Raw genomic sequence first — 14,803 nt, forward strand, 5'->3', positions numbered from 1 at the left:
GGAGCCGGGTCCCGGCCGCTGTCGGCCGGGCACCTGCCGAGGCGTCAGCTCGATTCGCGGTGCAGCACCGTCGCCCCCAGCACCTTGTGCGTCTCGGGTTCGGTGGCGGGCCTGCGTACCGCGCGGTCGACCAGTTCGGCGAGTTCACGGCCACAGGGCAGCTCCAGACGGACCGTGCTGAGCCGGGGCCGCAGCAGCCGCCCGAGCATCAGGTCGTCGGCGCCGACCACGGCCGTCTCCTCGGGGATGCGGATACCCTCGTCCAGCAGGGCCCGCATCAGCAGCATCGCGTACTCGTCGTTGTAGGTGAACACGGCGTCCAGGCCCAGGGTCCGCCAGCGGGCGGCGAGGCGCGCCGCGGCCTGTTCGTCGTAGGCGAGGGGCAGTTCGGCCACCGTGGCGTCCGTGCCCCGCACGGACTGGCGCACGCCGTCGAGGCGGGGCGCGGAGAACGCCTCCAGCCCGGGCTCCTGCGGGACGACGACGCCGATGCGGCGCCTGCCGCGGTCGTAGAGGTGGGCGCCCGCGCTGTGGCCGACGACGTCGTGATCCATGAGCAGGGCGTGCGCGCCCTCGATGGTCTCGGGGCCGAGGGTGACCACGGCTCGCGCCCCCGAGCGCTTGAGCACCGTCACCCCGCGCGGGCCGAGCCCGGAGCCGGGCACGAGCACGGCCACGGGACGCAACTCGGCCCAGGCGCGGGCGGCTTCGTCGCCGAGCGGGCCGCCGGTGCCGTGCTGCACGACCGTGTAGTCCAGGGCGGCGAGCGCGTTCTGGAGATTGGTGAGGAACCGGCTGTAGAGCGGGCCGACGGGGAAGGTCGGCGCGGGTATCAGGACCATGCGGCTGTGCCCGGCGCGCAGGCTGCGGGCGGCCGCGTGCGGTACGTAACCGAGCTCCTTCGCCGCCTCGTGCACACGGCGGCGGGTGGGTTCGCTGATCCGTACGGCGCTGGTGTTGTTGAGGACGTAGGAGACGGTCGCGCGCGAGACGCCGGCCAGGCGGGCCACATCGGCGCTCGTGGGGACGGAGCGCGACGGTGCGGGGGACGGGGGCGCGGGCGTTTTCGGTATCTGCACCATGACGTACGGCATCTTGGCAGAAGCCCCAATGCGCGCTTCCGGCGGGGGAGTTGTGAGGAAGCCGTGAGCGGTCACGGGGATCCGCGGGCGGACCTCAGCGGGTCGGGGCGGTACCCGTCACCCGGTCGACCAGGTCGGTCCACGCGTCCTCCAGGCGGGCCATGGGCAGGCCGCACTGCTTGGTCAGGTGGTGGATCAGGGCCGGGTCGAGCTGGCCCATCAGCGCGTGGGCGAGCAGCTCGCAGTCGGCGTCCGGGGCCGCCTGCCGCAGCAGCATGACGACGTGGTGGCGCAGCACGCTGCGGGCCGGGTTGGTGAAGCGGCGGGACGCGCACGGCTCGGCGGCCAGCTGGAGCTCCAGGTCCTCGGCCGACCGGCGCAGCATCGCGCGGCCGAACGCCCGCAGCCGCTCCACGGGCGGCGCTCCGGGCCCGAGCGGCGGCGGGCCGCCGAGGAAGGAGGCCTGGAACTTCTTCTCCGAGTGGTCGAGCAGCGCCGTCAGGAGGCCGGTACGGTCGCCGAACCTGCGGAAGACCGTGCCCTTGCCGACGCGGGCCTCCGCGGCCACGGCCTCCATCGTGACGGCCTCCGCGCCGCGCTCCGCCACCAGCCGCCCGGCGGCCTCCAGCAGCCGGGCGCGGTTGCGCGCGGCGTCGGCCCGCAGGCACGGCTCGTCGCCCTTCAGGGCGGTCCCCAGCTGCACCAGCTCGGGGTGGCCGACGGGCTCCTGGGGCGTCGGAAGGGGGTGCGGGACGGCGGACATGAAGCCAGCGTAAAGCATCGGGAACAAAACTGGACCGTGGTCCGGTTAGGATGCTACAACGTTAAACGGACCCCGGTCCGGATCCTCAGCAGTGTGTCAGAGCAGCGCCTCAGATGTGGGAGTTCAGCATGTCCGTTCGTATCCTCGCCCTCGTCGGCAGCCTCCGCGCCGGTTCGCACAACCGCCAGCTCGCCGAGGCGGCCGTCAAGCTCGCCCCCGAAGGTGCCGAGGTGAACCTGTACGAGGGCCTCGCCGAGATTCCCTTCTACAACGAGGACATCGACGTGGAGGGCAGCGTCCCGGCCGCCGCCACGCGGCTGCGCGACGCCGCGAACGCCGCGGACGGCCTGATCCTCTTCACCCCCGAGTACAACGGCACCATCCCGGCCGTCCTGAAGAACGCCATCGACTGGCTGTCCCGCCCGTACGGCGCCGGTGCCCTCAGCGGCAAGCCGGTCGCCGTGGTCGGCACCGCGTTCGGCCAGTACGGCGGCGTCTGGGCACAGGACGAGACCCGCAAGTCCGTGGGCGTGGCCGGCGGCAAGGTCCTGGAGGACGTCAAGCTGTCCATCCCCGGCTCGGTGACCCGCTTCGCCGAGACCCACCCGGCGGACGACGCCGAGGTCGCCCAGCAGCTGGCCGACGTCGTCGCCCGGCTGCACGGTGACATCGCCGAGCCCACCGCTGCCTGACCGTCCTCACCCCATGCCCACGAGAGGGGCCGCGGCCGGCAACGGCCGCGGCCCCTTGGGCATGCCGTCGGCGGGGTCTGCGGCAGTCGCCCGGCCCGTTCAGGCGACGGCCGTGGCTGCCAGGGCCCGTAGTTCCTCCAGCGCCGCCGACACCGCGGGCCGGGCGGGTCCGCCGCCCCGGGTGCAGGTCAGAAGCTTGCGGTGGGGGTTGCCCGAGCAGCGCACCCGGGTGATCGGCAGGTGCGGGGGCAGATGGGCCAGGCGCGGGATGAGGGCGACACCGAGCCGGTGGGCCACGAGGTGGGCGCTGACGTTCCAGTCGAGGGCGTGGTGGCGGACCTCGGGGGTGAACCCGGCCGCGCCGCAGGCGGACAGGACGTGCGGACGGCAGGGGCTGTCCTCCACGGGCGCGATCCACGCCTCCCGCGCCGCCTCGGCTAGATCGACCCGCGCCCGCCCCGCGAGCCGGTGCCCTTCGGGTACGACGAGGTCGAACGGGTCGTCGAGCAACGGCTGCTGGTCGAACCGCGTGTCGCTGAGCGGCGGGTTGTGCGGGGTCGCCTCGACGACGGCCAGATCGGTCGCGCCCTCGAAGAGCAGGTCGAAACTCTCCGGGACACCCGCCTCGGTGATCCGGACGGACAGTCGCCGATGACGCTCCCCCAGCCGGGCCGCCATCGGCGCCAGCAGCACCGAGACGGCCACCGGGAAGCCGGTCACGCGCAGCACCCCGGAGGGCGCCCCGTGGTCGGCCCGCAGATCCAGTTCCGCCTGGTCCCAGCGGGCCTGGATGGCGTCGGCGTGCGCGAGCAGGCTCTCGGCGGCCGGGGTGAGCCGCACCCCGCGCCCCTGCGGCTCCAGCAGGTCCACGCCCAGGTCCCGGGCGAGCTGCCGGACCTGCTGGGAGGCGGCGGACGGGGTGAAGTGCAGGGCCCGGGCCGCCGCGGTGACCGTGCCGTAGTGGGCGACCGCCCTCAGGACGTGCAGCCGGCGCAGGTCAATCATGAAGGCCAGCCTTCACAGTGACGTCCACAAAGTCAACCTGGACGTGTACGGACTCCTGGACGCACGCTGGCTGTGTCGCGACGGTCAACCAGCCACGACGTACGAGGAGTCAGTCATGCCCAGCACCGACGCCACCGCCTGCCCGCACTGCGGCCGGCCGGACCGGGGCGAGCCGTTCCGGGTGCTGTCCCGGCACGTCACAGCGACCGGCCACACGGAATGGACACGCTGCGGATGCGGGTCGCTGCAGGTCCGGGTCGCCGACGGCCGCGGCACGCGTGTCGTCTCGCGCGGCGGGCCCGCGGCCCGGTCCGGTGCCACGAGCCGCTGAGCGCGGGCTCCGGCACCACCGAAGCCGCCCGGCACCGGTCACGGCCGGTCAGGGGCAGTCGTACGCGAAGCCGGTACCGGCCGTGCGCGCGGTCCCGGAGAGGATGTGCAGTTCGGCGCGTGCGGTGCGGTGCCCGGTGCCCTCGAAGGTCCAGCGCAGGTGGAGGCGGGCCTGCCGCTGGCCACGGGCCAGCACTTCCTCCAGCACGCCCGAGGCGGTGCCGTCGCTGCGGACCCAGCGGTACGACAGCGTGCCCGGGCGGCCGTTCGTGGTGACGAGGCCGACCACGTCCGCGGTGCCGCCACAGCCCAGAGCCGTCGGCCGGGCCGTGACCGTCACCGTGTTCACCTTCAGGGGCGGGCCGAGGCGCTGCCAGGCGAGGAACGCGAGGACGCAGACCACGACCAGCGCGGGCAGGGCGTGCCTGCGCAGCCGTCGGCCGCGGGGCGCGGGAGGCGGCGGTACGGCGAGGAGCGTCGGGTGGGTGTGTTGCCGGGCGGCGGCCGTGACGCCCGGGCCGAAGCGCAGCACGCTTCCCTCGACCCGGTCGGGGGCCGCCAGCCCCGCCGGCCCCTTCTCCGTGTCCGGCTGCTCGGCGAGGGTCTCGTCCGCTTCGGGCCGCTGGATCCAGTGGCTGGCCAGCACGGTGGCGCTGTATTCCGCGTCGGCCGCGCCGGACGGGCCGGGCCGGTCACTCGGGGCGGAGCCGTCGGCGGGCCCTTCGGTACGGCCTTCGGTGGGGCCGAGTACCCGAGTCCGCTCGTCGGCCGGCGCGGCTGTGCGGTCGTCGTGTGCGGTCATCGGAGGTCGCACCGCCTGGTCAGGAGTTCCTGCGAGGCGCCGCCGTCGGCGGCGGCGGGGGTCGTGGTGGCCCGCACCGTCCAGTAGCAGCCGAGGGTCTGGAAGGTGTGGTCGACGGTGAGCGTGTACTGGGTGGCGCCGCTGCGCTCGAAGGTCTGGGGCGCGCCGTCCGGGGCGCCCGGCTGCCCCGCCGTGTTCCCCGTGAACCAGGAGACGGTGATGGAGACCGGGCCGGTGCCGTCCGTGGTGACGCCGAGGGTCGCCGTGGCGGTCGTGGGGCCCGTCTGACGGAAGGCCGACACGCTGACGTCCTTGACGGCGGGACCGGTGGGCGGGGCCACGGTGGTGACCGTAGGCGTCGCCGCCGTGGTCGTCGCGCCGGGCGCCGCCGTCTCCTCGCCGCCGGGCGGGGTGGCGGAGGCCGAAGGTGCACCGGTTCCGGTCGCCGCGGGGTCCGGGGCCGACAGGGTGGGGGACGGCGACGGGCCGTCCGACGCGCTGGGGGTGGCGGACGGGGACGGGGACGGGGAGGACGTGACCGGGGAGGCGGAGGCCGCCGGGCCCGCACCGGACCCGGCGCCGGTGGTGGCCAGGGCCTGCGCCGCCCGCTCCGCCGCGGCCTCCGGGTCGTACGGCAGTCCGTACGTCAGGAGGGCTCCGAGGAGTACGGCGGCGGCGGACACGAGCAGTCCGCCGCGGCCGGGCAGCCACGGGTGCGCCGGGCCGGGGGCCGGCGTCCGGCTCAGCACCGTACGGGCGGTGTCCGTGGTGCTCCGGGGGGCGTTGCGGGCCGAGGGCAGCAGCAGCGGCAGCAGGGCCACCAGCGCCGCGAGCCTTCCCCGGCCGCGTTCCTCCCAGTCGGGGCCGTAGGCGGTGCCGGCGACCGCCTCCAGTTCGGTGACGAACGCCTCGGCCTCTACGGGCCGCTCCGCCGGGTCCTTGGCCAGACCGCGCCGCACCAGCTCCCTCACCGCCTCCGGGGCCTCTTCGGCGGGGACGGGCGCGTCGAGGTGCCGCAGCGCGAGCTCGGCGAGGTTGTCGCCCGCGTACGGCTTGTGGCCGGTCAGGCATTCGAAGAAGGTGGCCGTGGCCGCGTACACGTCGGCGGCCGGGGAGGCGGGTGCGCCGGTCCACTGCTCGGGGGCCATGTAGGACGGGGTGCCCGCCACGCCCGCGCTGGTGCCCGCGTCCACCGCGATGCCGAAGTCGACCAGCTTGGAGGATCCGTCCGGCGCGACCAGGACGTTCTCCGGCTTGTAGTCGCGGTGGACGACGCCGACTCGGTGCGCGTCGGCCAGACCGAGCAGTGATCCCTTGAGGACGACGAGCGCGGCCTCGGGAGCGAGCGGGCCCTCCCGCCTGAGCAGCGTTCGCAGCGGGACGCCGTCGACCAGCTCCATCACGATGGCGGCGCCGTCGGGACTCTCGACGTACTCGTACAGCCCGGCGACGTGGGGGCTCCCCAGCCCGCCGAGCAGCCGCGCCTCAGCCCGGAAGTCGTGCACGAAGCCCGGCCGGGTGCGCAGCGACTCGCTGAGGTACTTCACGGCCACCGGCACGCCGGTCTCCTCGTGCACGGCGAGGACCACCCGCCCGCTCGCCCCCGACCCGAGCTCCAGCGACTCGGTGTATCCGGGCACCGCCCATGCGTTCATTTCCCGTCCCCCCGAAGCGACCACTCCCCAGCGGCCGGTCACGCACCCGGAGACACATCTTTCGGCCACTCCGGTTGCGTGGCCAGAAGCAGGCGCGAGGCGTGCCCGGACTGTGACAGAGCCCGGCCCTTCATGAAGGGCCGGGCACACCGAGCAGAAGCAGCGTCACATCGTCGTCAGAGGCGTCCGCGTCCGCGATCAGTGTCCTGATCAGGTGGTCCGCCGCCTGGTCGAGGATGCCGGGGTCGTCGACGGGGGCGCCCTTCAACGCGTCGTCGACGGTGTGGGTGAGGACGTCGACCTGGGCCTCGATGTCGGTGCCGGGCCTTTCGACCAGCCCGTCGGTGTAGAGCACGAGCGCACTGCCCGGCGGCAGCGGCATGGTCACTTCCTCGAACGGCACCGCGTGACCCGCGTCGTTGACGCCCAGCGGCACGCCGACCGGTGCCCCCAGCCGGCAGGCGGGCCCGTCGGGCGGCAGGGCGATGACGGGCAGGTGCCCCGCCGAGCACAGGGTGACCTCGTGTCTGCCCTGATCCAGGACCAGGTAGACGCAGGTGACCAGTTGGTCCGCCAGGTCGCCGACGAACGTGTCGAGGGCACTCATCAGCCCGCTGGGTGTGGCACCCGTGCGGGCCAGGGCGTGGGAAGCGGCGCGCAACTGCCCCATGACGGCCGCGGCCTCCAGGCCCCGGCCCATCACATCGCCGATGAGGACGCCGGTACGGTGCCCGTCGAGCGGGATGACGTCGAACCAGTCGCCGCCGACTCCGGGGTCCTGGACGGACGCCAGGTACCGGTAGGCACATGGCAGGTACGCCAGGCGGGGCGGCTCCCCCATGAGGCTGTGCTGCAGGGTGTAGGCGATCCGCCGCTGCTGCTCGTAGCGCTCGGCTCGTTCGTCCTCCAGCCGTCTGCGCTCGGTGATGTCCCGGACGGTCAGGACCACGAGGGTCTCCTGCTCGGCCTGCAGGCTGCTGACGCTCACCTCGACGGGGAACTCGGAGCCGTCGCCGCGCAGCCCGTACAGGTCCCGGTCCAGGACGATCGGCTTCGGATCACGCAGGCGGAGGTAGGCACCGAGGAGCGCCTGGTGGCGCCGGCGCCGGGCGGTCGGCACCAGGCCGACGACGTCGGTGCCGACGAGATCGCCCGGCGCGCGTCCGAAGAGGCGTTTCACCTGCGGGTTGGCCATGACCACCGTGCCATCGCCGTCCGTGATCAGGGTGGCGTCGGGAGCGGACTCCAGCAGTGCCAGGAACCGCCGGTGCGACCGCTGGACCTCGCGTTCGGCCGCTACGCGGTCGGTGATGTCGATGTACACGCCGCACAGGGCGTAGGGCGCGCCGGAGGCGTCGTTGAGCAGGAACCGGGTGGACAGGAACTCCCGTCGGCCTCCCGGCAGGGCGAACGTCTTCTGCCGCTGTACGGGCCTGCCCTCCGCCAGCACGGCGAGGTCGGAGGCCTGCCCCTGACGCGCGAGGTCGGGGGGCAGGACGTCCTGGTCCCGGCCGCCCAGGATCTGCTCCCGGGAGAGATGCAGGGTCTGCTCGAACCTCGTGTTGACCGCCAGGAAGCGGCCCTCCAGGTCCTTGATGAACACCAGCGCGGGCGTGTGCTCCATGAAGGCCTGCAGCAGTTCGTTCTGGCGCACCTGCCACTCGAGGCGGACCTGAGCCACCTCGACACGGCGGCCCACGGCCAGGGACGTGAAGATCACTGCCGTGAACACGGCCACGTGACCGAAGACGAGCAGCCCGGTCCCCAGGCGCTCCCCGAACAGCCCGGCGTCCTCGGCGGCCAGCACGGCCCAGCCCAGCAGCGGCGGCACGATCACGACGGTGACGAACAGCCATCGTCCCAACGCGCCGGTCGTCCCCGCGTTCAGCAGCAGCGCCGCGGGACCCTCGCCCGGACGGGCCAGGAAGAGCGCCGTGCCCACCAGCACCAGAGCCACCGCGGTGTGCAGGGCCATGCCCGTGTAGGGGCCGAACTTCTCCAGTTCGGGCACCCCGTAGGCGGCCCCGTACAGCCTCAGCATGCCGAGAGCGCCGACGGCCAGGCCCAGGATCTGACTCACCCAGGCGGGGATCCGGGGCACACCGGCGCACAGGGAACCCGCCCCCGCGGCCATCAGCGCCGCAGCCGTGTTCGGCGCCATCCGCCCCGGGGCCCCCGTTCCCCGGTGGACGGTGTCGTCCGTGAAGAGCAACTCGTCTATCCCCAGGCCTGCCCCGATCGCATCCTCCGCGAGGGTGAGCGCGCCGAGCACGGCGACCAGGACCGCCGCCGCACAGGACACGGCGAGCGCAACGGGGCGGATTCGGCCGCGGGAGATCGCGTACAAGGAAAGGCCGAGCGTGACGAGGGCCACGGCGGTGTTGCCCTTCATGGCCACCGAGTCGCCGGGCAGCACTTCCTTCAGCACATCGGCCCCGGAGACCCAGCCGACCAGGCTCACCAGGCCCAGCAGGCCGGCTGCCAGGGCCGCGGCCCCGGACACCTGGCGGGCAGTGGCGAGAATGCGCGGGCGGAACGGCAGCCCGTCGGCCTGCTCCGGGCTGCGCACGCCGGGCAGCCCCGGCATCTGCTGGTCCCTCGTCACCGCATACTCATCCCTGCCGGATGAACACCGACCCGCATCAATCGGCCTGAGTAAGAGGAAAGGGTATAGCTGCCGGGCGCCGCGGGCCCTGCGAGGCGACGCCGCCTGCGGGCGGCGGCAGGCGGCGGTTCCCGCCGTGCGAGGGCGCCGGGCCGCTACGCTGACCGCCGAGCCGGCGGCAGGCGTGCACCCTCCGGCGCCGTGCTCACCTCGGTGCGCCCGCCCGGCCCCGCGGCGCCACCCGCCGGACGGCGGGCAGGTTCCGCCGCACGGCGGCGCCCGCTGCCGGGGCCACCGGACCGACCATGGCTGCCCGAGCCGCCGCGACCTCGCCGTGAGGAGACGCCATGACGCACGTACCGCCCCCGTTCGACCCCGAACTCGCCGCCGCCCTGGAACTGATCAAGGACATGATCAGCCCGGGCCTGACCCCCGACGAGATCGCCGAGGTGCGCCAGGGACCGGGCATCCAGATGCTGGCCGATCTGGACCTGACCATGGGCGGGGCGTTCGAGGTCGAGGACCGGCAGGTGCCGGGGCCGGAGGGCGAGCCGGACATCTCGCTGCTGATCTGCCGACCGGCCGCGACGGAGTCCGCCGGGCCGCGGCCGGTGATCTACCACGTGCACGGCGGCGGCATGGTCATCGGCAACAACCGGGTCGGGGTGGACGTCCCGCTGGAGTGGGCGAAGGCGCTGGACGCGGTGGTGGTGTCCGTGGAGTACCGGCTGGCGCCGGAGCACCCGCATCCCGCGCCGGTCGAGGACGTCTACGCCGGGCTGCTGTGGACGGCGGACCACGCCGCCGAGATCGGCGCCGACCCCGAGCGGATCGTCATCGCCGGTGCCAGTGCCGGCGGTGGGCTGTCGGCGGCCCTGGCCCTGCTCACCCGGGACCGCAAGGGGCCGCAGCCGATCGGGCAGGTGCTGATGTGCCCGATGCTCGACGACCGCAACGACACGCCCTCCACGTACCAGATGGCGGGCCTCGGGGTGTGGGACCGCACCGCCAACGAGACCGGCTGGACCGCGCTGCTGGGCTCGCGCCGCGGCGGCCCCGACGTACCGGCGTACGCGGCTCCGGCCCGCGCGGAGGACCTGACGGGGCTGCCTCCGGCCTTCCTCGACGTCGGCTCGGCGGAGACCTTCCGGGACGAGGTCGTCGCCTACGCGTCGCGGATCTGGCAGGCCGGTGGGGTGGCCGAACTGCATGTGTGGCCGGGCGGCTTCCACGGTTTCGACGGGTTCGCGCCCCAGGCCGCGGTGTCGCAGGCGGCCCGCGGGGCGCAGCTGGCCTGGCTGCGGAGGCTGCTGGGGGCGTGAGGGCCGGGAGCGGCGGGCCCGGCTGCGGCCGTCGAACTTCGACGGCCGCAAGAGCGGCCGCATCCCGCACTATGGGCCTATGAAAGAGCTGGCCGGGCGGCTGACCGCCCTCGACCCGGATGCCGGTGCGGCGGTCCGGGTCATCGCCTACTTCGACCGCCTGGCCGAGTCCAGGGCCGGGGTGGAGGCACTCGTGCGCGGTGCCGCGGTCCTGGCCGGCTGCCCGGCCCGGCTGGTGGACCCGGAGCGGCGCGTGCACGTCCGGGTGGAGGCCGACGGCACGCGGCGGGACACCGAAGCCCCGCCGGACCCGGCCTGGCCCTCGGCGGCGTTGAGCCCGGGCGGTGCGGGGATGCTGTGGCTGGAACGGGGAGGGCCGGGAGGCCTCCCGGCGACGGCGCAGGACACGCGGTCGGACCCGGCCGAGCCCGTCGCCCCCAGTGTGGTCGAGGCCGTGATCCTCGAACGGGCCGCCGGTGCCGTCCGGCTGGTTCTCGACCGCACCCGCGGGCGGGCACCGGCGGACGATCCGGCCCTGGTCGAGACCCTCCTCGACGCCACGGCCCCCGAACAGGCCCGCCTGCACGCCGCCCGCCGCCTCGGCCTGGACCCCGCTGCCCCGGCCCGGGCTCTCGCACCGCTGAACGGCCGGCCACGGGTGATACCCGCCGACGCGGAGACCGCTCCACTCGCGGGCCGAACGGCGGTGGAAGCCCCCGTCCGGCCGCAGACCGGCCCGACGAGCCAGGCAGCCGCCCCACGCCCCGCCGCCGTGCACGGCACGGCGAGCAGCGAAACGGCCGCCGCCACCGCCGCGCAGCCCCGGCCGGTCCGTGCGGGCGGCACGGCGCCCGCACGGACCGCGGAACCGGCCGGCCCTGCCGCCCAGGCAGCGCCCGGACTCCGTACCGGCGCCGGGACACACCCCGTGACCGAGCAGGCCGCTCCCCGCCCCCGGACCGGGCCGACCGCCGGCCCGGCCTCCGCCGCCACCGGTCTCCGGCCCGCTCCCCCGGGCCCCGGGCTCCCCGCCGGACGGCTCGGGGTCGGACCCGCCGTCCCCGTGCTGGAGTTGCCCCGCTCCTGGGCCGAGGCCCGGACCGCGCTGCGGTTCACCGCCGAGGGCACGCCGCAGGACCCCGGGCCCCAGGTCGTGCACGCCGAGGAGCTGGGCGGGATCGCCCTCCTCGCCGGTCTCGTCGCGCCGGGCTCCGAGCCGCCACCCGACGTCCGTGCCCTGGAGGCCGCCGCGGCGAACGCCCCCTGGCTGCCGGCCACCCTGGACGCCGTCGCGTCCACGGGGAGCCTGCGGGCGGCCGCCGCCGGCATCAACGTCCACCACTCCACGCTCCAGGACCGGCTGACCCACGCCGAGCACCTGCTCGGCTGGCCGCTGCGCACCCCGCAGGGCCGGCTCCGGCTGCAACTGGCCCTGGCGATGCGCCGGCTGGCCCGGCCGTGAACGTGGTACAGCCGACGTGATCCGGATCGCGCCGCCGGCCCGCCCGGCAGCCCGTTCCCTGCGGCAGACTGTCCGGGCGCCCTCCGTACACGATCCGGGAGCTTGAGGCATGAGCGTGCAGCGGTATCCCCTGGCCGGGGTCACGGTGGTCAGTCTGGAGCAGGCCGTGGCGGCGCCCTACGCCACCCGGCAGCTCGCCGACCTCGGGGCCCGGGTGATCAAGGTGGAGCGGCCGGGCGGCGGCGACTTCGCCCGCCGGTACGACACGACCGTGCACGGCCACTCCAGCTACTTCGTCTGGCTCAACCGCTCCAAGGAATCCCTCACCCTCGACCTGAAGGACCCCCGCGGCCACGAGATCCTGCACGACCTCCTCGACGGGGCCGACGTCTTCGTGCAGAACCTCGCCCCGGGCGCCGCCGCCCGCCTCGGGCTGGACGCCGCCACCGTCACCAGCCGCCGTCCGGGCCTCATCCCCTGCACGATCTCCGGCTACGGCACGACCGGCCCCTGGTCCGACCGCAAGGCCTACGACCTGCTCGTGCAGTGCCAGACCGGGCTGGTGTCGCTGACCGGCACCCCCGACGGGACCGCCCGGACCGGGATCTCCGTCGCCGACATCGCCGCCGGCATGTACGCCTACAGCGGTGTCCTCACCGCCCTGTACACCCGCGCCACCACCGGCGAGGCGCACGCCGTGGAGGTGTCGCTGTTCGAGGCGCTCGCGGAGTGGATGGGCCAGCCCGCCTACTACACCCGGCACGGCGGAACCCAGCCCCCGCGCATCGGCACCCAGCACGCCACCATCGCGCCGTACGGGACGTACACCGCGGCCGACGGCCAGGAGGTGCTGTTCTCCATCCAGAACGAGCGGGAATGGGCGGCCCTGTGCGCCGAGTTCCTCGGCCGCCCCGAGCTGGCCGATGATCCGCGGTTCGCCACCGGCTCCGACCGTGTCGCCCACCGCGAGGAGCTGAACGCCGTCGTCGCCGAGCGGTTCGCCCGGTCCGGCTCGGACGAGATCCTGAAGGACCTGGAGCGCATCGGCATCGCCTGCGCCGGGGTCAACGACGTCGCCGCCTTCCTCGACCACCCCGTGCTGGCGGCCCGTGGCCGCTGGAGCGAGGTCGAGGTTCCGGGCGCAACCGTGGAGGCCCTGCTCCCGCCCGCCGACCTCGCGGGGCTGCCCGCACGCATGGACCCCGTGCCGGACGTGGGTGAGCACACCGAGGCGATCCTCGCCGAACTGGGCCGCACCGCCGAGGAGGTGGCGGCCCTGCGCGCGGACGGCGTCGTCTGACGGCAGGCGCTTCCGGCCTAGCTGGACTCGCCGGCCGGCTGGCCCGCCTCCTCGGCCGCCTGCCTGCGCGACGCGCGCAGGCTCGTGAACGTCGTCACCGCCAGGACCAGCACGATGAAGCTCAGTGAGAACGGGATGCCGATCTCGGGGACGTGCACGCCCGACTCGTGCAGCGCGTGCAGCACCAGCTTCACGCCGATGAAGCCGAGGATGATCGACAGGCCGTAGGAGAGGTGGACGAGCTTCTTCAGCAGGCCGCCGATGAGGAAGTACAGCTGGCGCAGGCCCATGAGGGCGAAGGCGTTCGCGGTGAACACGATGTACGGGTCCTGCGTCAGGCCGTAGATGGCCGGGATGGAGTCGAGGGCGAACAGCACGTCGGTGGAGCCGATCGCGAGCATCACGACGAGCATCGGGGTCATGACGCGCTTGCCGTTCTCGGTGATGAACAGCTTCGTGCCGTGGTAGCGGTCGGCCACGCCGAAGCGCTGCTCCGCCATCTTCAGCAGCTTGTTCTCCTGGTACTCCTCCTCGTGGTCCTGTGTGCGGGCGTCCTGCACCAGCTTCCAGGCGGTCCAGATCAGGAACGCGCCGAAGAGGTAGAAGACCCAGGAGAAGGTGGAGATGATCGCCGCGCCGGCCGCGATGAACACGGCCCGCAGCACCAGGGCCATCAGGACGCCGATCATCAGCACCCGCTGCTGGTACTGCGTGGGGACCGCGAACTTCCCCATGATCAGGACGAAGACGAAGAGGTTGTCGACACTCAGCGACTTCTCGGTGATGTAGCCGGCGAAGAACTCGCCCGTGGGCCCGCTCCCACCGAAGTACCACAGCCCCACGCCGAACAGCACGGCCAGGACGACCCACACCACCGTCCACGTCCCGGCTTCCCTGATCGACACGTCGTGCGGCTTGCGGCCCACGAAGAAGTCGACGGCGACCAGCACGCACAGGGCTGCCACGGTCAGCAGCCACACGGACAGCGAGACGTTCACTTGTTACTCCTGATGCGGGTGTGGGGAACGGACATCCTCGTTCGGCGTGGCTGATTCCCGCCACACCCGCCAGGTGAACAGTTGGTCAAAGCTGCACGTGCAGCGCCTCCAGGACGTCCTGGTCCGTCAGTTGCCCGAAGTCCTCGTACCAGAGGCCCACGGCCATGAACGCGGCCGGCCGGTGCAGGCAGATCACCTCGTCCGCCTCGGCGCTCATCAGGTCGGCCCCCTCCGGGGAGCAGACGGGCGCGGCAAGGAGCACCCGCGCGGGAGCCTGCCGCCGTACGAAGCGCAGCGCGGCGCGGGCCGTGGAGCCGGTCGCCAGGCCGTCGTCGACGACGATCACGGTCCGTCCGCGCAGGTCCGGGGCGGGTCGGCCCTGCCGGTACAGCCGCTCGCGGCGCCGCAGTTCGGCGCGCTCGCGCTCGATGACGCCGGCGAGGGCGGCCTCCCCGATGCCGAGGTAGCGCAGGGCGTCCTCGTCGAGGAGCGGCACCTCGTCCCCGGCCATCGCACCGACGCCGAGTTCCTCCTGGTGGGGAGCCCCGATCTTGCGTACGACGAGCACGTCGAGCGGGGCGCCCAACGCCGCGGCGACCTCGCGCGCCACGGCGACGCCGCCGCGGGGCAGGGCGAGGACGAGGGGATCGGGCAGGGCCCCCTCGCGCTGCCGGGCCCGCAAAGTTTCGGCCAGTTCCTCACCGGCCTGCCGGCGATCACGGAACCGCATGACGCTCACCTCCGCTTCCCGCACCGGAGAGGGCCCTCGGCCGGTCCGGCTCCCGCG

General features: G+C 74.1%; 13 protein-coding genes. 5 read left to right on the forward strand and 8 right to left on the reverse strand.

All coding sequences use genetic code 11. The features are described from left to right. Positions 1–44: 44 nt before the first annotated feature. A complete protein-coding gene (locus HNR57_RS00365; RefSeq protein ID WP_184554047.1) occupies positions 45–1,082 on the reverse strand; it encodes a LacI family DNA-binding transcriptional regulator in 1,038 nt (345 codons plus the stop codon). 94 nt (positions 1,083–1,176) lie between these two features. Further along, complete coding sequence (locus HNR57_RS00370) at positions 1,177–1,845, reverse strand: TetR/AcrR family transcriptional regulator (RefSeq protein WP_184554050.1); 669 nt, start codon at positions 1,843–1,845, stop codon at positions 1,177–1,179. Between the two features lie 128 nt (positions 1,846–1,973). Between HNR57_RS00370 and HNR57_RS00375 the strand changes: the two genes are divergently transcribed. Then, positions 1,974–2,537: an NADPH-dependent FMN reductase gene (locus HNR57_RS00375; protein WP_184554053.1), complete on the forward strand. Its 564-nt coding sequence runs from the start codon at positions 1,974–1,976 to the stop codon at positions 2,535–2,537. A gap of 99 nt (positions 2,538–2,636) precedes the next feature. On the opposite strand, the gene HNR57_RS00380 is transcribed toward HNR57_RS00375, so the two are convergent. Continuing rightward, positions 2,637–3,542: a LysR family transcriptional regulator gene (locus HNR57_RS00380; RefSeq protein WP_184554056.1), complete on the reverse strand. Its 906-nt coding sequence runs from the start codon at positions 3,540–3,542 to the stop codon at positions 2,637–2,639. A gap of 115 nt (positions 3,543–3,657) precedes the next feature. Here HNR57_RS00380 and HNR57_RS00385 point away from each other — a divergent pair, with 115 nt between their 5' ends. Continuing rightward, positions 3,658–3,873, forward strand: a complete 216-nt coding sequence (locus tag HNR57_RS00385) for a hypothetical protein (protein WP_184554059.1) — start codon at positions 3,658–3,660, stop codon at positions 3,871–3,873. 48 nt (positions 3,874–3,921) lie between these two features. Here the strand turns inward: HNR57_RS00385 and HNR57_RS00390 are convergent, their stop codons facing one another. The 3 genes from HNR57_RS00390 to HNR57_RS39305 all read right to left on the reverse strand — a co-directional run bounded on the left by HNR57_RS00390 (position 3,922) and on the right by HNR57_RS39305 (position 8,934). Further along, positions 3,922–4,674 (reverse strand): hypothetical protein, encoded by a 753-nt coding sequence (locus HNR57_RS00390; RefSeq protein ID WP_246554112.1) that lies wholly within the window; start codon positions 4,672–4,674, stop codon positions 3,922–3,924. Continuing rightward, the gene (locus HNR57_RS00395) at positions 4,671–6,329 is read right to left on the reverse strand and encodes a serine/threonine-protein kinase (protein WP_184554062.1); all 1,659 of its coding nucleotides are present in this window, start codon (positions 6,327–6,329) and stop codon (positions 4,671–4,673) included. Before HNR57_RS00395 ends, HNR57_RS00390 begins: the two co-directional genes overlap by 4 nt. Positions 6,330–6,459: 130 nt before the next feature. Beyond that, on the reverse strand, positions 6,460–8,934 hold the full coding sequence (locus HNR57_RS39305; RefSeq protein ID WP_184554065.1) for a SpoIIE family protein phosphatase: 2,475 nt from the start codon (positions 8,932–8,934) through the stop codon (positions 6,460–6,462). Between the two features lie 347 nt (positions 8,935–9,281). Here HNR57_RS39305 and HNR57_RS00405 point away from each other — a divergent pair, with 347 nt between their 5' ends. The 3 genes from HNR57_RS00405 to HNR57_RS00415 all read left to right on the forward strand — a co-directional run bounded on the left by HNR57_RS00405 (position 9,282) and on the right by HNR57_RS00415 (position 13,018). Next, positions 9,282–10,256, forward strand: coding sequence for an alpha/beta hydrolase (locus HNR57_RS00405; protein WP_184554068.1), 975 nt, complete (start codon positions 9,282–9,284; stop codon positions 10,254–10,256). A gap of 79 nt (positions 10,257–10,335) precedes the next feature. Beyond that, positions 10,336–11,718, forward strand: coding sequence for a helix-turn-helix domain-containing protein (locus HNR57_RS00410; protein ID WP_184554071.1), 1,383 nt, complete (start codon positions 10,336–10,338; stop codon positions 11,716–11,718). 109 nt (positions 11,719–11,827) lie between these two features. Beyond that, positions 11,828–13,018 carry a CaiB/BaiF CoA transferase family protein gene (locus tag HNR57_RS00415; RefSeq protein ID WP_184554074.1) on the forward strand — a complete coding sequence of 397 codons (1,191 nt, stop codon included), beginning with the start codon at positions 11,828–11,830 and terminating at the stop codon, positions 13,016–13,018. A 17-nt stretch (positions 13,019–13,035) separates the two neighbouring features. On the opposite strand, the gene HNR57_RS00420 is transcribed toward HNR57_RS00415, so the two are convergent. Beyond that, positions 13,036–14,016: a TerC family protein gene (locus HNR57_RS00420; protein ID WP_184554075.1), complete on the reverse strand. Its 981-nt coding sequence runs from the start codon at positions 14,014–14,016 to the stop codon at positions 13,036–13,038. An 85-nt stretch (positions 14,017–14,101) separates the two neighbouring features. Beyond that, entirely contained in the window at positions 14,102–14,746 is a 645-nt protein-coding gene (locus HNR57_RS00425) for a phosphoribosyltransferase (protein WP_184554077.1), read from the reverse strand. Positions 14,747–14,803 lie beyond the last annotated feature (57 nt).

The sequence above is a fragment of the Streptomyces paradoxus genome, from assembly GCF_014202475.1.
Lineage (GTDB): Bacteria > Actinomycetota > Actinomycetes > Streptomycetales > Streptomycetaceae > Streptomyces > Streptomyces paradoxus.